This is a genomic window from Aquitalea magnusonii (genome assembly GCF_002217795.2).
GTDB lineage: Bacteria > Pseudomonadota > Gammaproteobacteria > Burkholderiales > Chromobacteriaceae > Aquitalea > Aquitalea magnusonii_B.
In genome coordinates this window covers 2141621-2165320 of the sequence record NZ_AP018823.1, presented here as the reverse complement: position 1 = coordinate 2165320, position 23700 = coordinate 2141621, and the positions used below count along the sequence as shown (strand labels likewise).

The following is a 23700-nucleotide window of genomic DNA, read 5'->3' as shown; positions in this document are numbered from 1 at the left end:
CCCATGACCGTTCTCGCCATTCTCGGCAGCCCCAGTAAAACCTCGCGCACTGCGCGTCTGATTGATCGCAGCCGTGTTGCGCTGGCCGCACTGGATATCGAGCTGCAAACCATCAGCATTCACGACTTTCCGGCCGATGCACTGTTGTACGGCCAGTTTTCTCACCCGCAAATCCAGGACTTCCAGCAGCGGGTTGGCGCGGCCAGCGGCCTGATCATTGCCACCCCGGTGTACAAGGCGGCCTATGCCGGCGCACTCAAGGTGCTGCTGGACCTGATTCCCGAAGGCGGCCTGGCCGGCAAGCCGGTATTGCCACTGGTAAGCGGCGGCAGCCCCGGCCATTTGCTGGCGGTGGATTACTCCATCAAGCCGGTACTGGCGGCGCTCAAGGCCAGCGCCATCCATCAGGGCGTGTATGCGGTGGAGTCGCAAATCGGCGCCAATGCCAACGGCGAGGCCGAACTGGCCGAGGAGCTGGAACAGCGCCTGCAAACCGCCGTGCATGAGTTTGCCGCCCTGCTGGGGGTGAACGCCCCGGCCCCGCATGCGCTGCGCTATGCCAACGATTTCATTTCCCGGCTGATCAGCCTGTAAATCCGGATACACCATGACTGCATCAATTCTGAAAAAAACACTGGGCCTGGCCGTGCTGGCCGGTTGGTCGCTGGCGGCCCAGGCGCTGGACCTGAACGTGGGCTACCAGAAAAGCGCCATCAATCTGGTTTCGCTCAAAGCACAAGGCACGCTGGAAAAACAGCTAGCCCCGCTGGGCGTGACGGTGAAATGGTATGAGTTCCAGGCCGGGCCGCCGATTCTGGAAGCCATGAATGCCGGCAGTGTCAGCATCGGCATGACCGGTGATTCCCCGCCGGTGTTCGCCCAGGCTGCCGGGGCCAATATCGTGTATATCGGCCAGGAGCCTTCCAAGCCGGAATCCTCCGCCATCCTGGTGCCGGCCGGTTCGACCATCAAGAAGCTGGCTGACCTCAAGGGCAAGCGGGTGGCCTTTACCAAGGGCTCCAGCGCGCACTACCTGACGGTGGCGGCACTGAAAAAAGCCGGCTTGCAGTACAGCGACATCACCCCGGTTTATCTGACGCCGTCCGAGGCGCGCGCCGCCTTCGAGCGCGGCAGCGTGGACGCCTGGAGTATCTGGGACCCGTACTACGCCGCGGCCAGCCGCGCCGGTGGTGTGCGGGTGCTGTCCAGCGGCAAGGGCCTGAGCGCCAACAACACCTTCTATCTGGCGGCGCGCGACTTTGCCCAGGCCAACCCCAAGGTGATTGCCATCGTGTTCAAAGCGCTGACCGACAACAACAAACAACTGCGCGGCAATGTGCAGCAAGTGGCCAAAACCCTGTCCGGCTACACCGGGCTGGAAGCGGAAACCTATGCCGCCATGTTGGCGCGTCATCCGGACTACAGCGTCAGCTATGTCAATGCCAAAACCGTTCAGCAACAACAACAGGTGGCCGACACCTTCCACGCGCTGGGCCTGATTCCCAAGGCCATCAAGGTGCAAGACGCGGTGTGGAAGCCCTGAGCCCCGACAAGATCAAGTCAAGAACAAGACAGGAATAATGGACATGCAGATTTTCTGGTTTTTCCCTACCCATGGTGACGGACGTTATCTGGGCAGCCCGGAAGGGGCGCGCACCGTGGACCTGGACTACCTCACCCAGATTGCCCGCGCGGCAGACAGCCTGGGTTTTGATGGTGCGCTGATTCCCACCGGGCGTTCATGCGAAGACCCGTGGGTGACTGCCGCCACGCTGATTCCGGCCACGCGCAAGCTGAAATTCCTGGTGGCGGTGCGCCCCGGCATCATGTCGCCCACGGTGGCGGCACGCATGGCTTCCAGCTTTGACCGCCTGTCGCAAGGCCGCCTGCTGGTGAATGTGGTGGCCGGGGGCGACCCGGTGGAACTGGCCGGTGATGGTAGCTGGCTGAGTCATGACGAACGCTACGAAGCTGCCAGCGAATTCCTGCACATCTGGAAGGGCGTACTGGCCGGTGACAAGGTGAATCTGGATGGCAAGCACATCAAGGTGAGCGATGCGCAGTTGCTGTATCCGCCAGTGAGCAAGCCGTATCCGCCGCTGTATTTCGGTGGCTCTTCCGATGCCGCGCATGATCTGGCGGCCGAACATGTGGATGTCTACCTCAGTTGGGGCGAACCGCCAGCGGAAGTGGCCAAGAAGATTGCCGATGTGCGGGCGCGCGCCGCCAAGCTGGGCCGCACGGTGCGCTTTGGCATCCGCCTGCACATCATCGTGCGCGAAACCAATGCAGAAGCCTGGGCCGCAGCCGAGCGGCTGATCAGCCGTCTGGATGACGCCACCATCGCCAATGCGCAGAAAACCCTGGCACGGGCCGATTCCGAAGGCCAGCGCCGCATGGCTGCGCTGCATGGCGGCAGCCGCGACAAGCTGGAAATCTCACCCAATCTGTGGGCCGGCATCGGCCTGGTGCGCGGCGGCGCAGGCACGGCGCTGGTGGGCGATGGCCCCACCGTGGCGCGCCGCATGCAGGAATACGCCGAGCTGGGCATCGAAACCTTCGTGTTCTCCGGTTATCCGCATCTGGACGAAGCCTACCGCGTGGCCGAGCTGCTGTTCCCGCATCTGCCGGATCGTCTCAAGCCCAGCATCGGCCAGCAACCGGCAGGCGAGGTGATGGCCAACCAGCTATTGCCCAATGAAACCCGCCAGGCGGCGGCTTCCTGAGGAGCATGGCCATGTCACGTTCACATGCATTGGCGCAAGGCCTGTGGCAGCGCCTGCTGCCCTGGCTGGTGCCCATTCTGCTGCTGGCGTTCTGGCAACTGGCCTCGGTGGCCGGCTGGCTCAATCACCGCGTGCTGCCTGCCCCCAGCGAAGTGGTAGTGGCCTTCTGGCAACTGCTGATCAGTGGCGACCTGTTCCGTCATCTGGCGGTCAGCTTTGGCCGGGTGGCTGCCGGTTTTGTCATCGGTGCCGGGCTTGGCCTGTCGCTGGGCCTGCTTACCGGGGTGTCGCGTCTGGGCGAGGCGCTGTTTGATACCACCTTGCAGATGCTGCGTAATATCCCGCCGCTGGCCATCCTGCCGCTGGTGATTCTGTGGTTTGGCATCGACGAATCGGCCAAGGTGTTTCTGGTGGCCTTTGCCGTACTGTTTCCGGTCTACCTCAACACTTATCACGGCATCCGCTCGCTGGACCCGCAGTTGCTGGAAATGGCGCGCAGCTATGGCCTCAGTGGTAATGCGCTGTTCCGCCAGGTGGTGTTGCCCGGTGCCTTGCCGTCCATCCTGGTGGGCATCCGCTACGCACTGGGCATTGCCTGGATCATCCTGATCGTGGCGGAAACCCTGTCGGCCACCAGCGGTATTGGCTACCTGGCCGCCAATGCGCGCGAATTCCTGCAAACCGACATCGTGGTGCTGTCCATCCTGCTGTATGCCGCGCTGGGCAAGGTGGTGGATGTGGCCGCCCGGACGCTGGAAAAACGCTGGCTGCGCTGGCATCCGTCCTACTTCAAGGCCGCCTGAGGAGAACATGATGAAACTGGATGATCTCAACAGCGCCAGCCCCATCCATCTGCAGGATCTGAGCCGGCGTTTTGGCGATCGCGTGGTGCTGGACCAACTCAATCTGCTGATTCCGCAAGGTCAGTTCCTGGCCATAGTGGGCCGCTCCGGTTGCGGCAAGAGCACCTTGCTGCGCCTGTTGGCCGGGCTGGATCAGCCTGATGGCGGCCTGTTGCAACAGCCGGCAGGACAAAGCGTGCGGGTGATGTTTCAGGAAGCCCGCCTGCTGCCGTGGAAAAGCGTGCTGGACAATGTGGCGCTGGGCTTGCCGGCCAGCCGCCGCGGCGAAGCCGAGCAGGCCTTGGCCGAAGTAGGGCTGCTTGACCGGGCAGGGGAATGGCCGGCCCGGCTGTCCGGCGGCCAGCGCCAGCGGGTGGCCCTGGCGCGGGCGCTGGTGCATCAGCCCTCGCTGCTGTTGCTGGACGAACCGCTGGGCGCGCTGGATGCGCTCACCCGGCTGGAAATGCAGGGCCTGATCGAGCGGCTGTGGCAGCAGCATGGCTGCACCACGGTGCTGGTGACCCATGATGTCAGCGAAGCCGTGACCCTGGCCGACCGCGTGGTGTTGCTGGAAGAGGGCCGGGTGGCGCTGGATTTGCCGGTGGAGCTGCCGCGCAGCCGCAACCCGGCAGATAGCCGCTTTGTGGCGCTGGAACAGCACATCCTGCAGCGCGTGCTGCAAGGGCCTTCCTTCAATGCACCGTTAATCAATGAAACACCGCTCGCGGCGCTGCATTTCTCGCAGCTGCACTGGGCCTTGTAACACCATTACATAGAAAGCAGAGCATGAGCATTCAATCCATTAATGTGCGCAACCAGTTCAAGGGCGTGATCAAGGAAATCATCGAAGGACCGGTATTGTCCGAAGTGGACGTGGAAACCGCCTCCGGCATTGTCACCTCGGTGATCACCACCCGTTCGGTGCGCGAACTGCAGCTCAAAGTGGGCTCGCCGGTGGTGGCCTTCGTCAAATCCACTGAAGTATCCATCGCCACGCTGGCTTGAGCGCCGCTGACGACTGCCGCTTGCCGGCCGCGCGGGTGCGGCTGGCAAGCGGCGTTGGAGGGATGCAGTCTTCTGTATCCAATATTCTCCAAAACGATATACAACAAAATTTTTATTATTTTTGGTTTGCAGCAACTATCGCTAGACTTGCCACTCCTGACGGGTTATCCCCCGTCGCTCACCCGCTTTCTGCCTGATCAGGGCAGGGGATAGAACGCAGACGGTATGATAGAAGTACGCAATCTCAGCAAACATTTCAGCCATGAAGGCCGCCGCATCGCTGCGCTGGACGATGTCAGCCTGCAAGTGGCCGCCGGTGAAATCTACGGCATCATCGGCCGCTCGGGGGCCGGTAAAAGTACCCTGATTCGTTGTCTCAACCTGTTGGAACGTCCGGATAGCGGCACGGTGACACTGGGCGAGCAGGAACTCACCGCCTTGCCGGAAGCCGAGTTGCAACTGCGCCGCCAGCGCATCGGTATGGTGTTCCAGCATTTCAATCTGCTGCGTTCGCGCACCGTGGGCGGCAATGTGCGCTTCCCGCTGGAGCTGGCCGGTACCCTGACCCCGGCACAAATGGACGCCCGCGTGGACGAGCTGTTGCAACTGGTGGGCCTGGCCGATCACAAGGAAAAACGTCCGTCGCAATTGTCCGGCGGGCAAAAGCAGCGCGTGGGTATTGCCCGTGCGCTGGCCAATCACCCGGACCTGCTGCTGTGTGACGAAGCCACCTCGGCGCTGGACCCGGAAACCACCGATTCCATTCTGGCCCTGCTGGCCGACATCAACCGCCAGCTCAATCTCACCATCGTGCTGATTACCCACGACATGCGCGTGATTCGCCAACTGTGCGACCACGTGTCGGTAATGGATCACGGCAAGGTGGTGGAAAAGGGCAGTGTGCTGGATGTGTTCCTGCAGCCGCAGCATGCGGTCACCCGCAGCCTGCTGGCCGAAACCGGTTTCGGCCAGGGCGAACGGGTGGACGCCTGGCGTGCGCGCATTGGCGTGCCGCTGCTCAAGCTCACCTTTGTTGGCGAGCCCACGCTCAGCCCGGTGCTGGACAAGGTGGGCCGTGCGACCGGCCTGCGCGTCAACCTGCTCAGTGGCACCTTGAGCGAAATCCGTGACACGCCTTGCGGCCAGTTGCTAGTGGGCGTGGTGGCGTCTGATGTGGAACTGCCGGCCCTGCCGGAGATTTTTGCCCGCGAGGGTGTACGTTGCGAGGTGCTGGCATGAGCGGATTCGACCCAAGCCTGTTGTTGACGGTGGACTGGCCGGAAATCGGCACCGCCACGCTGGATACCCTGACCATGTTGGGTGTGTCCCTGCTGTTTACCATCGTGTTCGGCCTGCCGCTGGGCGTGCTGCTGTACATCAGCGCACCGGGCCAGCTACGTGCCCGCCCGCGCCTGTATGCGGTGCTGTCTTTCCTGGTGAACGTGCTGCGTTCGCTGCCGTTTGTCATTTTGCTGATTGTGCTGATTCCGCTCACCCTGCTGCTGGTGGGTACCTCCATCGGCGTGGCCGGTGCCATCGTGCCGCTGGTGGTGGGGGCCATTCCCTTCTTTGGCCGCCTGGTGGAAAACGTGCTGCGCGAAATCGACCGCGGCGTGATTGAAGCCAGCCAGTCCATGGGGGCCAAACTGCCGCAGATCGTGTTCAAGGTGCTGCTGCCCGAGGCCATGCCCGGTCTGATCGGCGCGGCTACCGTCACCGCCGTGGCGTTGGTGGGTTACACCGCCATGTCCGGGGTGATTGGCGGCGGCGGGCTGGGCGATCTGGCCATCCGCTACGGCTATCAGCGCTTCCAGACCGAGGTGATGATCGTCACCGTGGCCCTGCTGCTGGTGCTGGTACAAGCCCTGCAAACCGCGGGCGACGCCCTGGTGCGCCGCTGTCGCTTCGGCTGAGTCAGCCGCCAGCACATTACTGCATTCCCTTTGTTGTGAATCCCTGTGCAGCCGGACTTGACCGGCTGCATGGAGCCCCTTTGCCCATTGATCTGGAGAAAAAAACGATGAAACGCGTTTCCAAGCTGTTTGCTGCCCTGAGCCTGAGCGTGGCCGCCCTGGCCGTCCACGCCGAAAATGTAAAGCTGACCGTGGCTGCCTCGCCGGTGCCGCATGCTGAAATCCTCGAAGCCCTGAAGCCCACCCTGGCCAAGCAAGGTGTGGATCTGCAAGTAAAGGTGTTCAACGACTACGTGCTGCCTAACACCCAGGTAGAAGAAAAGCAGCTGGATGCCAACTTCTTCCAGCACATTCCGTATCTGGACAAGTTCAACAAGGACCGTGGCACCCATCTGGTGGTGGCTTCCAAGCCGGTACACATCGAGCCGTTTGCCGCTTACTCCAGCAAGTACAAGAAAGTGGCCGACCTGCCGCAAGGCGCTACCGTGGCCATCCCGAATGACCCGACCAATGCCGGCCGCGCACTGCTGCTGCTGGATCAGGGCGGTGTGATCAAGCTGAAGGATCGCAAGAACATCTACCCGACCACCAAGGACATCGTGTCCAACCCGAAGAACATCAAGATCAAGGAACTGGAAGCCGCTACCCTGCCGCGCGTGCTGAATCAGGTGGACGTTGCGCTGATCAACGCCAACTACGCGCTGGAAGCCAAGCTGAACCCGAAGAAGGATGGCCTGTTCACCGAAACCACCTCGCCGTATGCCAACCTGCTGGTAGCCCGTCCGGACAACAAGAACAGCGCCGCCATCAAGAAACTGGCTGCTGCGCTGAACAGCCCGGAAGCCAAGAAGTTCATCGAAACCAAGTACCAGGGCGCAGTGATTCCGGCGTTCTGATCCGGACTTGATACGCACTGCTGACTGAAAACGGGATGGCAAACGCCATCCCGTTTTGTATTTTCAAAGCATCCATCACGCACTTTCCCTTGTTCGGTAAGCACTTGTCTGCTGAGAAAGCGACGATTCTTTTTGTTATGCCAGAAAATGCCATAATAACGGCATGGTTATCTATTTTCTTCATAATCACTGCAGTTTTTCTTGCTTAGTCGGCGGCGCACTGCCGCGTATATTGGTCTGCAAGCCAGATGGCATCAGCCAGGGAGACCAATATGACGCAACTGCAGACCAACACCACCTCCAGCACCACCCCGAATACCAACCAGGCCGGACCTAGCGGCCATCACCTCAGCGCCACCGACGCAGTCAGTGCCAGCGAAGAGCTGCTGGAAATCGCCCGCCTGCGTGCCGCGGACAGCGGCCTTGCCTATACCGGCGCGCTCTACCCGCTGGAAGCCTGGTCGCTGGTGGAAGCCGGTGTCGCCACGCTGGTGGATGTGCGTACCGCCGAGGAGCGCAAATTCGTCGGCCAGGTGCCAGGCTCACTGCATGTGGCCTGGCAGACCGGCACGGCGCTGATCAAGAATCCGCGCTTCCTGCGCGAGCTGGAAAACAAGACCGGTGGCAAGGACAGCATCGTGGTGCTGCTGTGCCGCAGCGGCAAGCGTTCCGCCGCCGCCGCCGAGGCAGCGGCCAAGGCTGGCTTTACCCAGGTGTACAACGTGCTGGAAGGGTTTGAAGGCGATCTGGACAGCCAGAACCAGCGTGGTGACGTGGGTGGCTGGCGCTACTGGAACCTGCCTTGGCAGCAAGACTGAAACCCGGCCCGGCCCGACTGACGATAGAGCGAGTGCAGCGATGAATGATCTGGTCCGCCCCTTTGGTCCTGCCCAGCCGGTGGTACACGACTGGCATCTGGACAGCGTAGTCAGCGCCCTGCATGCGGCGCGTGCCGACTGGCGGCAAAGCCAGGGCCGTTTGCGGGATTTTTCCACCCGCGAGTTTCCGTCCCGTACCGCCTTGCGTGACATCGTGGCCACGCTGGCAGCGGCGCTGTTTCCGATGCGGCTGGGTCCGCCGGGGCTGCGTGACAGCAGCGAGGACTTTTTTGTCGGCCACAGCCTGGCGGTGGCGCTGGATGCGCTGGCCGAGCAAGTAGTGCTGGAGCTGCGCTATAGCGCGCGCTTGAACGGTTTGTCGGCAGAGGATATCGAGGCACAGTCGGTGGCCATTGTTCAGCAGTTTGCCGCCGCCTTGCCCGATCAGCGCCGCCTGCTGGATGCCGACATCACCGCCGCCTGGCAAGGCGATCCGGCAGCGCGCAGTGTGGATGAAGTGCTGCTGTGCTATCCCGGCATCAACGCCATCCTGCATCACCGTCTGGCGCACTTGCTGTATCGCGCCGGCCTGCCGCTGGTGGCGCGCATCATTGCCGAAATCGCCCATGGTGAAACCGGTATCGACATTCACCCCGGCGCGCAGATCGGTGCCGGCTTCTTCATCGATCACGGCACCGGCGTGGTGATCGGCGAAACCGCCGTCATCGGTGAGCGGGTGCGGCTGTATCAGGCCGTCACCCTGGGGGCTAAACGCTTCGAACAGGGCGAGGATGGCAGCCTGCTCAAGGGCCAGCCGCGCCACCCCATCGTGGAAGACGATGTGGTGATTTATGCCGGGGCCACTGTGCTGGGGCGCATCACCATCGGGCGTGGCTCCAGCATCGGCGGCAATGTCTGGCTCACCCGCAGCGTGCCGCCAGGCAGTCAGATTAGCCAGGCCAGCCTGCAAGCCGCCTCACCTTAACCGCACCACTACCAATCACTGATTGACCACCTGATCCCGCTGCATGGGCAGCGGGCAGGGCGGAGCTTTGCCTGCAGGCCGCCGGCAAGGGGGCTGTGTTGCCTGCAGTTTTGTTTCTTCCACCATCCCTTATGGAGCAGACATGTCTCAACATCAGGACGTCAAACAGGCACTGGGCGACAACGCCGCGCGCCAGCTAGCCAATGCCACCAAAACCGTACCGCAGTTGTCCACCATCAGCCCGCGCTGGCTGGTGCATCTGCTGCAATGGTCGCCGGTAGAAGCGGGCATTTTCCGTCTGAACCGGGTGAAAAACGCCGCTGGTGTGCAGGTGGCCTGCTCGCAGCGCGACGAATCCGAACTGCCGCAAACCTTTGTCGATTACGAAGAACAGCCGCGCGAATTGTTCCTCAATGCGGTCACCACCGTGCTGGACGTACACACCCGCGTGTCCGACCTGTACAGCAGTCCGCACGACCAGATCAAGGAACAGCTGCGCCTGACCATTGAAACCATCAAGGAGCGTCAGGAATCCGAGCTGATCAACAACCCGGAATACGGCTTGCTGGCCAATGTGGACGAAACCCAGCGCATCTCCACCCTGACCGGCGCACCGACCCCGGACGATCTGGACGAGCTGTTGACCAAGGTATGGAAAGAGCCGGGCTTCTTCCTGGCCCACCCGCTGGCCATTGCCGCCTTCGGTCGTGAATGCACCCGCCGTGGCGTACCGCCGCCGACCGTGAGCCTGTTCGGTTCGCAGTTCATCACCTGGCGCGGTGTGCCCATCATCCCGTCGGACAAGCTGCCTATCGACGAAAACGGCAAGACCAAGATCCTGCTGCTGCGCGTGGGTGAAAAGCGTCAGGGCGTGATCGGCCTGTACCAGCCGGGTGTGGCGGGCGAACAGAGTCCGGGCCTGTCGGTGCGCTTCATGGGCATCAACCGCAACGCCATCGCGTCCTACCTGATTTCGCTGTATTGCTCGCTGGCCGTGCTGACCGAAGATGCGCTGGCCGTGCTCGAAGACGTGGAGATTGGCAAGTACCATGACTACCCAGATACCTACAAGTAAGCCTTCCGGCCTGCCAGACGGCCTGCCGGATGTCGCCCAGTTGGCGAATCTGGCCAATGCCTTCTTCAGCGCCTTGCCGGGTCAGGTGCCGGGCAGTGCGCCAGCGGCGTCCAATGGGCTGAATCTGGATGTGGCCGGTCCGCAGTTGTCGCCACAACCGGCCGCTGCCGCCGCGCACACGCCGGAACCGGCGGCGCTGGATGGCTTTGGCCGTGGTGGTCCGCATGCTTATGCCGTGCCGGAGGGCTATGGTGCGGCCATTCCGCAACTGGCCGCCGCCCAGCCTTCCGCCCCGTCTGCTGCCGGTGCCGCCGTGCCGTCCTCGCCGTATTACTTTATCGGCGAATCCTCGGCTTACCCGGCATCGTCCAGCAGTTTGCCGGTGGATGACCGGGTTACGGCGCAGTCTTTCGGCCTGCCGGGGGCGGATGAGTTGCGCGCCCTGCTGGCCGGTGACAGCCGCCAGCCGGTGGTGGCAACACCCGCACAGGGCAATAGCCATGGCTATTACTTTGTCGAGGAGTGGCCGCAGCATGGCAAGGCGCCGGATTTCGACCGCAAGGTGGCCAGTCGCGGCCATGGCTTTGATGTAAACGCTGTGCGACGTGACTTCCCCATCCTGGCCGAACGGGTCAATGGCAAGCCCTTGATCTGGCTGGATAACGCCGCCACCACGCACAAGCCGCAAGCGGTGATCGACCGGCTGGCCTATTTCTACCAGCACGAAAACTCCAACATCCACCGCGCCGCGCATGAGCTGGCGGCGCGGGCAACGGATGCCTACGAAGCGGCCCGTAACAAGGTGGCCCGTTTCATCGGCTCTCCCAGCCCGGATCAGGTGATTTTCGTGCGCGGTGCCACCGAGGCCATCAATCTGGTGGCCAATACCTGGGGGCGCCAGAATATCGGCGCGGGCGATGAAATCGTGGTGTCGCAGTTGGAACACCACGCCAACATCGTGCCCTGGCAGATGCTGGCAGCCGCCAGCGGCGCCAAAATCCGGGTGATTCCGGTGGATGACAGCGGGCAGATCCTGCTGGACGAATACCGCAAGCTGCTGAACAGCCGCACCAGACTGGTGGCCATCACCCAGGTATCCAATGCGCTGGGCACGGTGACACCGGTGCAGGAAATCGTGGCGCTGGCGCATGCCGCCGGGGCGCGGGTGCTGGTGGACGGCGCGCAATCGGTGTCGCACATGCGGGTGAACGTGCAGGCGCTGGATGCAGACTTCTTTGTGTTCTCCGGGCACAAGGTGTTTGCACCCACCGGCATTGGCGTGGTGTACGGCAAGAAGGAATTGCTGGACAGCATGCCGCCGTGGCAAGGGGGTGGCAATATGATTGCCGATGTCACCTTCGAGAAAACGCTGTATCAGCCGGCACCCAACAAGTTCGAGGCGGGTACCGGCAATATCGCGGACGCGGTGGGCCTGGGCGCAGCCATCGACTATGTCGAGCGTATCGGGCTGGAAGCCATTGCCCATTACGAGCACGACCTGCTGGTATACGCCACCCACGGCCTGCAGTCGGTGCCGGGTTTGCGCCTGGTCGGCACGGCAGCCAACAAGGCCAGCGTGCTGTCCTTTGTGTTGCCGGGCTATCGCACCGAGGAAGTGGGCAAGGCGCTGAATCAGGAAGGCATTGCAGTGCGCTCCGGCCACCACTGCGCCCAACCGATTCTGCGGCGCTTCGGGCTGGAAGCCACGGTGCGGCCTTCGCTGGCTTTCTATAACACCTGCGAGGAAGTCGATACCCTGGTAGCGGTATTGCAGCGTCTGGCACGGCGGCATTAAGGCGGTGTCACCGGCTGCTGGCTGGCCCCAAACCCCGCTCGCGTTCTGAACAGAAAGCGAGGCTCGCTGCTGCAATGGGCAGTGTAAGGGCGGGGGATAGGGAATGGATGGGGCGGCTGCGCAATCAGTCGCTTCATCGACAGGCCCGGTTTTGCCGGGGCCGGTGCAATCGCAGCAACTCACTTTGTCAGCAGCCTGAGGGCCGGTGCATTTGCACCGGCCCTATTGCTTGGCAAATGCAGCGGGCTTTTCTGACTGCAGCCTTCGGGCATAACATGATGCGTGTGCCTCAAGGAAAGGACTGTCATGCCTGTCATACGTTTGATGACGCTGGATGATTACCCCACCGTGCTGCAACTGATGCAGCAAACACCTGGTATTTCCATCCGCGATGCGGATTCCGCAGCAGCCACCGCGCGTTATCTGGCGCGCAACCCCGGCCTGAGTTTTGTTGCCGAGTGCGACGGCCAGATCGTGGGCTGTGTGATGTCCGGCCACGATGGCCGTCGCGGCTATCTGCAGCATTTACTGGTGCTGCCGGCCTATCGGCGGCAGGGGCTGGCGCGTCGTCTGGTGGATGCCTGCATTGCCGAACTGGCACGCCAGGGCATTGCCAAGACCCATCTTGATGTCTTCCGCAGCAATACGGCGGCGCAGAGTTTCTGGGAAAACCAGGGCTGGCAGCGGCGCGAGGATATCTGCCGCTATTCCTTCATTTCCAGCGCTAACAGCCAGGCCTGAAGCGCAAACCGTTGGCGCCTGACTGGCGGCAAAGGCCCGCTTGCGCTTACAATGCGGCCCTTTTTTCTTGTCCGAGGGCTGTCATGGAAATGAACTACGCTGTGCAACGCTATGCCGCCACGCGGCCATGGGCCAGACGTGTCGGGCAACTCTACACCCAGGCGGTGCAAGCCGAAGCGGTTCAACAGGAAGGCATGGCGCTGGTGGCGCGCGAACTGGAACGCGCAGCCCAGGTGTATCCGGCTGCCACGGCCCGTATTGCCATCGAGCAGCGGCTGGCCGATGCCTATGGTCAGTTTTGCCGGCATGGCCGGCTCATGGCACATCTGGATGACAAGCTGATGCTGGCGCTGGCGCACACCCGTTTGCCCGGCAATATGCCGGATCGGCTCACCCTGCCGGCTGAAGCCTTCTATCTGCATGCCGCTGCGCTGGGCGGTGCTTTTGTCATGCATCTGCCGGCCAGCAATGCCGTTGCCCTGTTGCTGGTCCATGCGGATTTTTCGGCCACGGGCAGCGACTGGCTGGCGGATGCCGAACACAGCCTGGCCTTGCTGGTGAACTACCCCGGCGAGCTGGCCGCGCCAATGGCGACAGTGGCGGCAGAATGGCATGCGCTGTTGAGCACGGTGTTGGGCGGGCTGGCCGTCATGACCCAGCCCAAGCTGGAAATGCTGCGCGGCTGGGAGGAGGCCGCCCCGGCAGACGCGGTGGCGCTGGCCAGTCATCCCACTTGCGCCAAGTCACGCAAGAAGGGCCGCAGCCAGTTGCTGCAGGCCGGTTTTCAGGAAGTCAGCTATTGCCGCATGGCAGGGGTGGCCGAGGCAGGCACGGGGTATGCCAATCAGGGCTACTGGCGACGCCAGGCGCTGAGCGACGCACAGGGCGGCTCCCGCCTGGTGTGGGTGATGCCGCGCTGATTCAGCGTTGTGCCAGCTGGGTGCGCAGAATCTGACGCACCGCCGAGGTTTCGAACGGTTTGCCCATGATGGCCGATACCCCGGCAGCTTCGGCTGCCGCCAGTTTTTCCATGTTTTCCTCGCTGGAAATCATGATGATGGGTACCGAGCTTTGCATGCTGCTGGTGCGGATGTAGCTGGCCAGCTCACAGCCATCCATCAGCGGCATGTTGTAGTCTGTCAGCACCAGGTCGAACAGGGTCTTGTCGATCAGCGGCACGGCATCCTTGCCGCTCCATGATTCGGTGATCTTCTCGAAGCCCAGCCGTTCCAGCACGGTGCGGATATGGCGGCGAGCCATCACGCTGTCATCCACCACCAGGATGTTCAGGTCGGCATAGTCGATATCGCTGTCGGTGTCGTTCTGGTTGACTGCCAGAAAATCCATGGTGTCGTTGATGACCTTGCGCAGCTGGGACAGATCGAAGGGCTTGGGCAGAATGCCCATCAGCCCGGCCTGGCGCATGGGGTCGATCAATTCCGGATTGGTTTCGCTGGAAACCAGGATGAAGGGCAGGTCACGCAATTCCGGATGGCCGCGCATCTGGAAAATCATCTGGCCGGCGGTCATGTCCGGCAGGTGGAAGGCGCTCATCACCACGTCCGGCTTGTATTTGCCGATGTAATCCAGCAGGGCTTCCCCGGTTTCGAATACTTCCATGCGCGAGATGCCAAGCTCGGACAGCGCCTGACGGATGATCTGCGCTTGCACCGACGAGCTTTCCGCCAGCGCGACAATCAGGTGTTGGGTAGACAGCATACGAGTATCCGTTTTCTGTGAGGCTATATTCCACTATAGGCTGATTGTCTGCGCTGTCAGCCCGGTCAATGAAAAAACCCTGCCGCGGGCGGCAGGGTTGGTCCGGTTTATTGCTCCTGATGGTAGCGGGTGATGCGTTCCACTTCTTCTTTGGAACCCAGGAACACCGCAATGCGTTCATGCAGGCCTTGTGGTTGAATCTCCAGGATGCGCTGGTAGCCGTTGGTGGCTGCGCCGCCGGCCTGTTCGATGATGAAGGCCATCGGGTTGCCTTCGTACATGATGCGCAGCTTGCCGGCCTTGTCCGGATCGCGGGCATCCTTCGGGTACATGAAGATGCCGCCGCGGGTGATGATGCGGTGTACTTCAGCCACCATGGAGGCCACCCAGCGCATATTGTAGTCCTTGCCCAGCGGGCCGGTCTTGCCGGCCAGCATTTCGTCTACATAGCGCTTTACCGGGGCTTCCCAGTGGCGCATATTGGACATGTTGATGGCAAATTCCTGCGTGCTTTCCGGTACTTGCATGTCGGAGTGGGTCAGCACGAAGGAGCCGTGTTCGCGGTCCAGCGTAAAGCCATGCACGCCGCTGCCAAAGGTCAGCACCAGCATGGTTTGCGGGCCGTAAACGGTATAACCGGCGGCAACCTGTTTGGTACCCGGCTGCAGGAAGGCTTCCTGGGTGGGGTGGTCGATGCCTTCCGGGCAGCGCAGGATGGAGAAGATGGTGCCGACCGAAATATTGACGTCGATATTGGACGAGCCATCCAGCGGATCGAACATCAGCAGGTATTCGCCCTTCGGGTATTCGCCCGGAATGTGGTAGGGCAGTTCCATTTCTTCCGATGCCATGGCGGCCAGGCTGCCACCCCATTCGTTGGCATCCAGCAGGAAATCATTGGCGATCACATCCAGCTTCTTTTGCGCCTCGCCCTGGATGTTGCCGGTACCGGCTTCGCCCAGAATGCCTGCCAGCGCACCCTTGTTGACGGAGTAGCTGATGGCCTTGCAGGCGCGGCCAACGGTTTCGATCAGCAGTCGCAGCTCTGGCGGCAAGGTGCCGGCCTTGCGCTGTTGTTCGATCAGGAAGCGGGAAAGGGTGATGCGGCTCATGTCATTCCTTGCGTGCGGTGGATGTGCAAAACGGGTCTGGTTCTGGCACAGCGAATCAATGTCAGGCGGTCATTATAACGAATATGCCTGCATCGTCATGCGCTAACAGCTATCAATAAACGATGATTCGGTCGAGAGGCTTGCCATGCGGATACTTCTGGCGCTGATTGTTTTGCTCTGGCTGCCCGGTGCCATGGCGCTGAGCATTTATACCGAGGACTGGCCTCCCATCACCTTCCAGCGCAACGGCATTGCCGATGGCATGGCGGTGGAAGTGGTCAGGGAGATCCAGGCGCGCATCCATGACAACAGCAGTATTGATGTCGTGCCCTGGGTGCGTGGCTACCGCGAACTGGAAACCACGGCCAATGTGATGCTGTTTACCGTGGGGCGCAGCGATGCGCGTGAAAAAATCATGACATTGGTCGGCCCGGTGGCGGTGTCGCAGACCGTGCTGCTGTGCCGCAAGGGAGAGGCGGCTGGTTTGCTGGCCTTGGGAAGCGGCATTTTCAGTCGTCCGGTGGGGGCTTACCGGGGCAGTATTTTTGCCGATGCCGCAGTGGCGGCCGGTTTTGTCGAGGTCGATCTGGCCCCGACGCCGCAGGTTGCCGCCCAGAAACTGCTGGGTGGCCGTTATGACTTGTGGTCGGAGGGGAGCTTTGTTGTGGCTGCGGTGCTCAAGGATATCCGGCAGCCTGCCGATGCCGTGGAGGTGGTGCGGGTGCTGGAGTCGCTGGATCTCTACCTGGCTTTCTCGCGCGGCACCTCCGGCAAGATCATCCGCCGCTGGTATGAGGGTCTGGCAGCCATCAAGAAAGATGGCACCTTCCGCCGTATCTACAACAAATGGCTGCCGCACGAGATTGCACCGCTGGAAGTGCGGCAGCTTGGTCTGCCGCCCGCACCTTGAATGCAGGCAGGCGGGTCAGTCCGCCGGGAAGGCGTGGGCAATCATGTTGGCATTCAGCCCGGCAGCGGGGAAGGGCCGCATCTGGCCGGCTTCCTGCTCCAGCCAGCGACAGAAGGAGGCCACGGTGGAATCGCCCGATGCCGTGCGCGGCACGATCCAGCAATAATCCCGCACCGGCACCACCGGGCTGGAAAGCGGCGCCACCAGATGGCCGGAATCCACCAGCGCCTGCGCCATCGGTAATGGCCCCAGTGCCACGCCCAGGCCATCCAGCGCTGCTTGCAAGGCGAGCGAGAAACGGTCGAAATGCAAGCCGCAGGCCGGTTTCAGCTCGGGTACGCCAGCCAGGGTGAGCCAGCGCTGCCAGGCGGTGGGACGGGTGTCGGCATACAGCAGGGTGTGCTGGGCCAGGTCTGCCGGGCTTTCAATCGGAAAGCGCTTGAGCAGCGCCGGCGAACACAAGGGCAGTTCGCACTCTTCCAGGAAAGGCTTGGCAATATGGCCCGGCCAGTCGCCGGGGCCGCGACGGATGGCAATGTCAAACGGGCTGTCCAGCCGGCTGATGTCGCGGTCGGATGTCACCAGATGCAGTTCCACATCCGGGTAGCTTTCGCGAAATACATGCAGGCGCGGCATCAGCCAGTGCATGGCCATGGTGGGGGTGGAGTTGATGGTCAGCCGGCGCTGGTTGTCCGGCTGCAGCAATTGCGAAGTGGCATTGGCGATCAGGTCCAGCCCGTCCTGCACCTGGATCAGGTAGCGCCAGCCGGTGTCGGTCAGCTTCACCCGTCCGCCAGCGCGCTCGAACAGACGCACACCCAGCCATTCTTCTAGCTGCTTGATCTGCTTGCTCACAGCACCGTGGGTAACGAACAGCTCGTCGGCTGCCGAGGAAAAGCTTTCCAGCCTTGCTGCGGCCTCGAATATCCGCAGCGCATTAAGAGGGGGGTAAGTACTCATGGTGTGAGTATAACTCACAGACGATGTTTCGATTACTCGTTTGTAACTGGCATGCAGAGGGCGTAATCTTCCAGCAATCAAAACGGGGTAGAAGGAAATCTCCCCGGACGGTTGCCGCCAGTTGATCCCGCGCTGGCGGCTGACTCATTGCAAACAACCCAAGCAAAAAGGTCCCAAGCTATGCTCGAAGCCTACCGTCAGCATGTTGCAGAGCGCGCTGCACTGGGCATTCCGCCCCTGCCGCTGAACGCCAAGCAAACCGAACAACTGGTCGAACTCCTGAAAAACCCGCCCAAGGGCGAGGAAGATCTGCTGGTCGAGCTGATCACCTTCCGCGTACCGCCGGGCGTGGATGATGCGGCCAAGGTCAAGGCATCCTTCCTGGCCGCCGTGGCCGAAGGCAGCGTGGCTTCGCCGCTGGTTTCCCGTGCCAAGGCCACCGAACTGTTGGGCACCATGCTGGGTGGCTACAACGTCAAGCCGCTGATCGACCTGCTGGCTGACGCCGAAGTGGGTGCCATCGCCGCCGAAGGCCTGAAGAAAACCCTGCTGGTATTCGACTTCTTCCACGACGTGCAAGTGCTGGCTGAAGGCGGCAACGCCAATGCCAAGGGCGTGCTGCAAAGCTGGGCCGATGCCGAATGGTTCACCAGCCGTCCGGAAGTGGAAAAGAAAATCACCGTTACCGTATTCAAGGTGCCGGGCGAAACCAATACCGACGATCTGTCGCCGGCACCGGACGCCTGGAGCCGCCCGGACATCCCGCTGCACTACCTGGCCATGCTGAAGAACACCCGTCCGGGTGCTGCCTTCGTGCCGGAAGAAGATGGCAAGCGCGGTCCGATGCAGTTCATTGAAGACCTGAAGAAAAAAGGCCATCTGGTTGCCTATGTGGGCGACGTGGTGGGCACCGGTTCTTCCCGCAAGTCCGCCACCAACTCGGTGGTATGGGCGACCGGCCAGGACATCCCGTTCGTGCCGAACAAGCGCTTTGGCGGCGTCACCCTGGGCGGCAAGATTGCACCTATCTTCTTCAACACCCAGGAAGACTCCGGCTCGCTGCCGATCGAAGTGGACGTGTCCGCGCTGGAAATGGGCGATGTGATCGACATCTACCCGTACGACGGCAAGATCGAAAAGAACGGTGCCACCGTTGCCAACTTCCAGCTGAAGTCCGACGTGCTGCTGGATGAAGTGCGTGCCGGTGGCCGTATCAACCTGATCATCGGTCGTGGCCTGACTTCCAAGGCGCGCGAAGCACTGGGTCTGGCTCCGTCCACCGTATTCCGTCTGCCCAAAGACCCGGCCAATTCCGGCAAGGGCTTCTCGCTGGCACAGAAGATGGTTGGCCGCGCCTGTGGTCTGCCGGAAGGTCAGGGCGTGCGTCCGGGCACCTACTGCGAACCGAAGATGACCACCGTGGGTTCGCAAGACACCACTGGCCCGATGACCCGCGACGAGCTGAAAGACCTGGCCTGTCTGGGCTTCTCCGCCGATCTGGTGATGCAGTCCTTCTGCCACACCGCCGCTTATCCGAAGCCGGTGGACGTGAAGATGCACAAGGAACTGCCGGCCTTCATCTCCACCCGTGGCGGCGTTGCGCTGCGTCCGGGCGATGGCGTGATCCACAGTTGGCTGAACCGTCTGCTGCTGCCGGATACCGTGGGTACCGGTGGTGACTCCCACACCCGTTTCCCGATTGGCATTTCCTTCCCGGCCGGTTCCGGTCTGGTGGCTTTTGCCGCGGCTACCGGCGTAATGCCGCTGGACATGCCGGAATCCGTTCTGGTGCGCTTCAAGGGCGAACTGCAACCGGGCGTCACCCTGCGTGACCTGGTGAATGCCATCCCGCTGTACGCCATCAAGCAAGGTCTGCTGACTGTGGCCAAGGCTGGCAAGAAGAACATCTTCTCCGGTCGCGTTCTGGAAATCGAAGGTCTGCCCAACCTGAAGGTGGAACAGGCATTCGAACTGTCCGACGCTTCTGCCGAACGTTCCGCTGCCGGTTGCACCGTGCATCTGAACAAGGAACCCATCGTCGAATACATGCGCTCCAACATCACCCTGATGAAGACCATGATTGCCGACGGCTACGCTGATGCCCGCACGCTGGAGCGCCGCATCAAGAAGATGGAAGAGTGGATTGCCAATGGCGAACTGCTGAAGGCCGATGCCGACGCCGAATACGCAGCCGTGATTGAAATCGACCTGGCCGACGTGAAAGAGCCTATCGTGGCCTGCCCGAACGACCCGGACGACGTGAAGTTCATGTCCGAAGTGGCCGGCACCCCGATCGACGAAGTGTTCATCGGTTCCTGCATGACCAACATCGGTCACTTCCGTGCCGCTTCCAAGCTGCTGGAAGGCAAGCGCGACCTGCCGGTAAAACTGTGGCTGGCCCCGCCGACCAAGATGGATGCGCAGCAGTTGACCGACGAAGGCCACTACGGCGTGTTCGGCATGGCCGGTGCCCGCACCGAAATGCCGGGCTGCTCGCTGTGCATGGGTAACCAGGCACAGGTGCGTGAAGGTGCTACCGTGATGTCCACTTCCACCCGTAACTTCCCCAACCGTCTGGGCAAGAACACCAATGTGTTCCTGGGTTCGGCAGAACTGGCCGCCATCTGCTCCAAGCTGGGCAAGATTCCGACCGTGGAAGAGTACAAGGCCAATATCGGCATCATCAACGAGAAGGGTGCCGAGGTTTACAAGTACCTGAACTTTGACCAGATCAAGGACTATCAGGATATCGCTGCCACCGTGACAGTGAACTGATTCTGGCCGTGATCGCCAAGAACCCCGCCTGGTGCGGGGTTTTTTTGTTTCCGCTGCAAGTAGCCGGGCAGTGCGGTCTGGCGACGAAAAACAGGTACAATCAAAGGTCTTGATTGCCTGTGGGTCAGCTTCCGGTTACAGGCAGCGTTTGAATGACGAAAGAGGTTGCGGATCGTGTGGTTTGTGTTTGTGCTGATTGGTTTGGGTGTGGCAGCTGGCGTGGCCTGGCGCAAGCTGGGGGCAGGGCAGTCCTGGGACTTGTCGCAACAGCGCGTGCGCCTGCTGAAAAAGCTGGACCAGATGCTGGGTGCCGGTCACGACGAGGCGCTGGATGTCCCGCCGGCGGCTTTTCGCGAACGTCGCCGGGAACCGGTGGCCATCCGTTTTGATGCCGTTGCCGAAAGCAGCCCGTCAGCACCGCTTGCCGCATTGGATGATACCGGCGCACAGCCGGGCCTGTCCGGCCCGCTCCCGCTGGAATCCCGCCCCTCATCCCCGGCTAACGTCCATGCGGCCAGGGTGGAGCCACCGCTGGCAGCGGCAGCGAAACCCGGCCCGGCCAGTCCGGCCAGCCCCTTGGCCGCAAGCCGTAACGCTCCGGCTGCCGATCTGCCGCATGTCGAGCTGGCACGCAGCTATCGCAAGAGCAAGCCGCAGCCCAAGCCGACAGCCACACCGGTGGCAGGCAATCTGCCGGTGATCGGTTTGGATGAGTTGCAGCACAATATGCACCACGGTGCGCGTCGCCGTCAGGCACAGCGTCAGCCGCTTGCCGGCCAGCCGGAACAGAAAACCCTGCCGCTGATCGACCCGCACGAGGTGCGGGCTCAGGTTAATGCGCTGCACAGCAAACGCCGCAGTAGTGAACCCCCGGTAGCCAAGCCCGCGGTGGTGCTGCAGCCGGTACGCTCAGCTCCCCACAAGATTATCTCTTCTGCGCCGCCGGCAGCGCGTCGCGAACCGCTGCCGGAAGAGCCGCCCATCGTGCGTCACGAACAGTTGCCGCGCAGCAAGGCTTACGAAGGCTGGATCCGTCCTCCGGAAAGCAAGGCGGCGCTGACTAAGGCGGCGCCAGCTCCCGTCGCACCGGTGCCGGGCGGTTTGTCGCTGGCGGATATTCCGGATGCGCCGCTTGCCGCTGCGGCCCTGGTGCCTCCGTCGCAGACGCTGCCGCCTGCCGCTGCGCAGCCTGCAGCAGCGTCTTTGCCCGCCGAGGATGGCCTGCCTGCCCCTGCCGATAATGTGTGCACTGCCGCCGTTGTGGCTCAGGTCGGCATGCCTGCTGCCGCGCAACAGGTGCATACGGTGCATGAGGATGTCGTGCCGGCAGCCGATACCGACGAGGTTGCCGCGGTGGTCCAGCCTGCGCAACAAACGCCCGCCTTGCCGGATACCGTGTTGCCAAACACCACGCCAGCCATGCCTGATGACCATCTCTCCGCCAGTGAACTGCCTGCTGCCGGTGTGGCGGCAGCCGTGTCCTTGCAGTCAGTGGCGGCTCCTGCCATTAGCGCAGCCAGCAGCCTTGCCCCACCCGTGGAAGAGCGCCAGCCCTGGCGCTGGCCAGAACAGCGCCAGCAGGTGCAAGTCGCGCAAGAGTCCGGCACCGAGGCCGCACCGGGTGGTTTGCGTTGGACCACCATTGTCGAACGAGGGACGCAGGCCGAAGCTGCACCGGTTGCCGACAGTCCGCTGGTATGGCATCTGCTGGATGACGCTGCGCCGGAGAGCACCCATGCTGCCGCAGCCACTCCCGGCGATGCCGCCGCTAGCCAGTCCTCCCCGCTGCCAGTACCCGAAACCACCAGTAACGCAGAGGCACCCACGCTGTCCCCGGCGCAACTGCCAGCCGCCACGACCGCGGATGCAGCCCTGCCCTGGGCGCTGCCGGCACCCGCTGCTGCACATCGCTCCAGCCTGCCGGTGATTTACGGTGAAGACTGCCTGCCGGGGCTGGATTTGCTGCGCCCGGCCGAAGAGGCCACTACGGTGGTGTCGGAAGACGAATTGCTGGAGCGTGGCATCCTGATCGAGGAAAAGCTGGCCGAGTTCAAGGTCAAGGTGAGTGTGGTGGATGCCTATGCCGGGCCGGTGATTACCCGCTACGAAGTGGAGCCGGCAGTTGGCGTGCGTGGCAATCAGGTGGTCAACCTGATGAAAGACCTGTCGCGCGCGCTGGGCCTGGCTTCCATCCGGGTGGTGGAAACCATTCCCGGCAAAACCTGCATGGGGCTGGAGCTGCCTAATGCCAAGCGCCAGATGATACGGCTGTCAGAGATTTTCTCGGCCGAGGTGTTCCAGCAGCCCGCCTCGCGTCTGACCATGGCGCTGGGCAAGGACATTACCGGCCAGCCGGTCGCCATCGATCTGGCCAAGGCACCACACCTCTTGGTGGCCGGTACCACCGGTTCCGGCAAGTCGGTGGGCGTGAATGCGATGATTCTGTCCATGCTGTACAAGGCCACGCCGGATGAAGTGCGCTTCATCATGATCGACCCCAAGATGCTGGAACTGTCGGTATACAACGACATTCCGCACCTGCTGGCCCCGGTGGTGACCGACATGAAACTGGCCGCCAATGCGCTTAACTGGTGCGTGGGCGAAATGGAGCGCCGCTACCGGCTGATGAGCGCGCTGGGCGTGCGTAATCTGGCCGGCTACAACGACAAGGTACGTGAAGCCGAAGAGGCGGGTCGCCGTCTGACCAACCCCTTCAGCCTGACGCCGGAAACGCCGGAACCACTGCACAAGCTGCCCTTCATCGTGGTGGTGGTGGATGAGTTTGCCGACCTGATGATGGTGGCCGGCAAGAAGATTGAAGAGCTGATTGCACGTCTGGCGCAGAAAGCCCGCGCCGCTGGCATTCACTTGATTCTGGCTACTCAGCGCCCGTCGGTGGATGTGATTACCGGCCTGATCAAGGCCAATATCCCCACGCGGATTGCCTTCCAGGTATCCAGCAAGATAGACAGCCGCACCATTCTGGACCAGATGGGGGCCGAAAGCCTGCTGGGGCAGGGTGATATGTTGTTCCTGCCGCCGGGTTCCGGTTATCCGCAGCGGGTGCATGGTGCCTTTGTCACCGATGACGAAGTACATGCGGTGGTGGATTTCCTCAAACAATGGGGCGAGCCGGACTACGTGGAAGGCTTGCTTACCGGCGAGAGCGAGGCAGATGAGGAGTCGGCCGCAGCCACCGCCAAGACCCAGGCGGCTACCGAGAGCGATCCGCTATACGATGAGGCGGTGGAAATTGTGCTGAAAACCCGCAAGCCGTCCATTTCAGCCGTGCAACGCCATTTGCGCATTGGCTACAACCGTGCGGCGCGACTGATCGAGCAAATGGAAGCGGCGGGCATTGTCAGTGCCATGGAAAGCAACGGCAACCGTACCGTGCTGGTACCGCAGCGGGACTTCTGAAGCCGGGC

The 23700-nt window shown here is 62.2% G+C and carries 21 protein-coding genes and 1 pseudogene; 19 read left to right on the top strand and 3 right to left on the bottom strand.

What is annotated here, in order from left to right; translation table 11 throughout:
• Positions 1-3 precede the first annotated feature (3 nt).
• From ssuE to DLM_RS10235, 16 genes and pseudogenes are all read left to right on the top strand, one after another.
• The gene (gene ssuE / locus DLM_RS10305) at positions 4-594 is read left to right on the top strand and encodes an NADPH-dependent FMN reductase (protein ID WP_089083161.1); all 591 of its coding nucleotides are present in this window, start codon (positions 4-6) and stop codon (positions 592-594) included.
• A 13-nt stretch (positions 595-607) separates the two neighbouring features.
• Positions 608-1543 carry a sulfonate ABC transporter substrate-binding protein gene (locus DLM_RS10300; protein ID WP_089083162.1) on the top strand — a complete coding sequence of 312 codons (936 nt, stop codon included), beginning with the start codon at positions 608-610 and terminating at the stop codon, positions 1541-1543.
• Between the two features lie 43 nt (positions 1544-1586).
• Positions 1587-2726 (top strand): FMNH2-dependent alkanesulfonate monooxygenase, encoded by a 1140-nt coding sequence (gene ssuD / locus DLM_RS10295; RefSeq protein ID WP_231960147.1) that lies wholly within the window; start codon positions 1587-1589, stop codon positions 2724-2726.
• 11 nt (positions 2727-2737) lie between these two features.
• The gene (ssuC, locus tag DLM_RS10290; protein WP_197715552.1) at positions 2738-3529 is read left to right on the top strand and encodes an aliphatic sulfonate ABC transporter permease SsuC; all 792 of its coding nucleotides are present in this window, start codon (positions 2738-2740) and stop codon (positions 3527-3529) included.
• 7 nt (positions 3530-3536) lie between these two features.
• The gene (locus DLM_RS10285; protein WP_089083165.1) at positions 3537-4331 is read left to right on the top strand and encodes an ATP-binding cassette domain-containing protein; all 795 of its coding nucleotides are present in this window, start codon (positions 3537-3539) and stop codon (positions 4329-4331) included.
• 23 nt (positions 4332-4354) lie between these two features.
• Positions 4355-4573, top strand: coding sequence for a TOBE domain-containing protein (locus tag DLM_RS10280; protein ID WP_045844948.1), 219 nt, complete (start codon positions 4355-4357; stop codon positions 4571-4573).
• Between the two features lie 225 nt (positions 4574-4798).
• Positions 4799-5530: pseudogene (locus DLM_RS10275) on the top strand (methionine ABC transporter ATP-binding protein); the annotation flags it as partial.
• 24 nt (positions 5531-5554) lie between these two features.
• Positions 5555-5812 (top strand): NIL domain-containing protein, encoded by a 258-nt coding sequence (locus DLM_RS24020; RefSeq protein ID WP_420000715.1) that lies wholly within the window; start codon positions 5555-5557, stop codon positions 5810-5812.
• Complete coding sequence (locus tag DLM_RS10270; RefSeq protein ID WP_045844950.1) at positions 5809-6486, top strand: methionine ABC transporter permease; 678 nt, start codon at positions 5809-5811, stop codon at positions 6484-6486. The genes DLM_RS24020 and DLM_RS10270 overlap by 4 nt, the downstream gene beginning before the upstream one ends.
• Positions 6487-6593: 107 nt before the next feature.
• Positions 6594-7382, top strand: a complete 789-nt coding sequence (locus tag DLM_RS10265) for a MetQ/NlpA family ABC transporter substrate-binding protein (RefSeq protein WP_089083167.1) — start codon at positions 6594-6596, stop codon at positions 7380-7382.
• 272 nt (positions 7383-7654) lie between these two features.
• Positions 7655-8200 carry a rhodanese-like domain-containing protein gene (locus DLM_RS10260; RefSeq protein ID WP_089083168.1) on the top strand — a complete coding sequence of 182 codons (546 nt, stop codon included), beginning with the start codon at positions 7655-7657 and terminating at the stop codon, positions 8198-8200.
• A 40-nt stretch (positions 8201-8240) separates the two neighbouring features.
• Positions 8241-9185, top strand: a complete 945-nt coding sequence (epsC, locus tag DLM_RS10255; protein WP_089083169.1) for a serine O-acetyltransferase EpsC — start codon at positions 8241-8243, stop codon at positions 9183-9185.
• Between the two features lie 142 nt (positions 9186-9327).
• Positions 9328-10260, top strand: a complete 933-nt coding sequence (locus tag DLM_RS10250; RefSeq protein ID WP_089083170.1) for a family 2A encapsulin nanocompartment shell protein — start codon at positions 9328-9330, stop codon at positions 10258-10260.
• Positions 10235-12055: a family 2A encapsulin nanocompartment cargo protein cysteine desulfurase gene (locus DLM_RS10245; protein WP_089083171.1), complete on the top strand. Its 1821-nt coding sequence runs from the start codon at positions 10235-10237 to the stop codon at positions 12053-12055. The genes DLM_RS10250 and DLM_RS10245 overlap by 26 nt, the downstream gene beginning before the upstream one ends.
• A 306-nt stretch (positions 12056-12361) precedes the next feature.
• A complete protein-coding gene (locus DLM_RS10240; protein WP_089083172.1) occupies positions 12362-12796 on the top strand; it encodes a GNAT family N-acetyltransferase in 435 nt (144 codons plus the stop codon).
• An 83-nt stretch (positions 12797-12879) separates the two neighbouring features.
• The gene (locus DLM_RS10235) at positions 12880-13716 is read left to right on the top strand and encodes a hypothetical protein (protein WP_089083173.1); all 837 of its coding nucleotides are present in this window, start codon (positions 12880-12882) and stop codon (positions 13714-13716) included.
• 1 nt (position 13717) lies between these two features.
• Here the strand turns inward: DLM_RS10235 and DLM_RS10230 are convergent, their stop codons facing one another.
• Positions 13718-14515: a response regulator gene (locus DLM_RS10230; protein WP_089083174.1), complete on the bottom strand. Its 798-nt coding sequence runs from the start codon at positions 14513-14515 to the stop codon at positions 13718-13720.
• Positions 14516-14622: 107 nt separating this feature from the next.
• Complete coding sequence (locus DLM_RS10225) at positions 14623-15627, bottom strand: class 1 fructose-bisphosphatase (protein WP_089083175.1); 1005 nt, start codon at positions 15625-15627, stop codon at positions 14623-14625.
• Between the two features lie 145 nt (positions 15628-15772).
• Between DLM_RS10225 and DLM_RS10220 the strand changes: the two genes are divergently transcribed.
• Positions 15773-16537: a substrate-binding periplasmic protein gene (locus DLM_RS10220; RefSeq protein WP_231960146.1), complete on the top strand. Its 765-nt coding sequence runs from the start codon at positions 15773-15775 to the stop codon at positions 16535-16537.
• Between the two features lie 15 nt (positions 16538-16552).
• On the opposite strand, the gene gcvA is transcribed toward DLM_RS10220, so the two are convergent.
• Positions 16553-17497, bottom strand: coding sequence for a transcriptional regulator GcvA (gcvA, locus tag DLM_RS10215; protein ID WP_089083176.1), 945 nt, complete (start codon positions 17495-17497; stop codon positions 16553-16555).
• Positions 17498-17677: 180 nt separating this feature from the next.
• Here gcvA and acnB point away from each other — a divergent pair, with 180 nt between their 5' ends.
• Together acnB and DLM_RS23650 are read left to right on the top strand one after the other, a co-directional pair.
• On the top strand, positions 17678-20272 hold the full coding sequence (gene acnB, locus DLM_RS10210) for a bifunctional aconitate hydratase 2/2-methylisocitrate dehydratase (protein WP_089083177.1): 2595 nt from the start codon (positions 17678-17680) through the stop codon (positions 20270-20272).
• 174 nt (positions 20273-20446) lie between these two features.
• Entirely contained in the window at positions 20447-23692 is a 3246-nt protein-coding gene (locus DLM_RS23650; RefSeq protein ID WP_269461359.1) for a DNA translocase FtsK, read from the top strand.
• Positions 23693-23700 lie beyond the last annotated feature (8 nt).

Bases quoted from the DNA above. Each gene is read 5' to 3' on its own strand.
- DLM_RS10240 (WP_089083172.1), top strand. From the start codon at position 12,362: ATGCCTGTCATACGTTTGATGACGCTGGATGATTACCCCACCGTGCTG.
- DLM_RS10220 (WP_231960146.1), top strand. From the start codon at position 15,773: ATGCGGATACTTCTGGCGCTGATTGTTTTGCTCTGGCTGCCCGGTGCC.
- ssuD (WP_231960147.1), top strand. From the start codon at position 1,587: ATGCAGATTTTCTGGTTTTTCCCTACCCATGGTGACGGACGTTATCTG.
- DLM_RS10235 (WP_089083173.1), top strand. From the start codon at position 12,880: ATGGAAATGAACTACGCTGTGCAACGCTATGCCGCCACGCGGCCATGG.
- epsC (WP_089083169.1), top strand. From the start codon at position 8,241: ATGAATGATCTGGTCCGCCCCTTTGGTCCTGCCCAGCCGGTGGTACAC.
- DLM_RS10230 (WP_089083174.1), bottom strand. From the start codon at position 14,515: ATGCTGTCTACCCAACACCTGATTGTCGCGCTGGCGGAAAGCTCGTCG.
- ssuC (WP_197715552.1), top strand. From the start codon at position 2,738: ATGTCACGTTCACATGCATTGGCGCAAGGCCTGTGGCAGCGCCTGCTG.
- acnB (WP_089083177.1), top strand. From the start codon at position 17,678: ATGCTCGAAGCCTACCGTCAGCATGTTGCAGAGCGCGCTGCACTGGGC.
- DLM_RS10280 (WP_045844948.1), top strand. From the start codon at position 4,355: ATGAGCATTCAATCCATTAATGTGCGCAACCAGTTCAAGGGCGTGATC.
- ssuE (WP_089083161.1), top strand. From the start codon at position 4: ATGACCGTTCTCGCCATTCTCGGCAGCCCCAGTAAAACCTCGCGCACT.
- gcvA (WP_089083176.1), bottom strand. From the start codon at position 17,497: ATGAGTACTTACCCCCCTCTTAATGCGCTGCGGATATTCGAGGCCGCA.
- DLM_RS10250 (WP_089083170.1), top strand. From the start codon at position 9,328: ATGTCTCAACATCAGGACGTCAAACAGGCACTGGGCGACAACGCCGCG.
- DLM_RS10285 (WP_089083165.1), top strand. From the start codon at position 3,537: ATGATGAAACTGGATGATCTCAACAGCGCCAGCCCCATCCATCTGCAG.
- DLM_RS10300 (WP_089083162.1), top strand. From the start codon at position 608: ATGACTGCATCAATTCTGAAAAAAACACTGGGCCTGGCCGTGCTGGCC.
- DLM_RS10260 (WP_089083168.1), top strand. From the start codon at position 7,655: ATGACGCAACTGCAGACCAACACCACCTCCAGCACCACCCCGAATACC.
- DLM_RS10270 (WP_045844950.1), top strand. From the start codon at position 5,809: ATGAGCGGATTCGACCCAAGCCTGTTGTTGACGGTGGACTGGCCGGAA.
- DLM_RS10225 (WP_089083175.1), bottom strand. From the start codon at position 15,627: ATGAGCCGCATCACCCTTTCCCGCTTCCTGATCGAACAACAGCGCAAG.
- DLM_RS10245 (WP_089083171.1), top strand. From the start codon at position 10,235: ATGACTACCCAGATACCTACAAGTAAGCCTTCCGGCCTGCCAGACGGC.
- DLM_RS10265 (WP_089083167.1), top strand. From the start codon at position 6,594: ATGAAACGCGTTTCCAAGCTGTTTGCTGCCCTGAGCCTGAGCGTGGCC.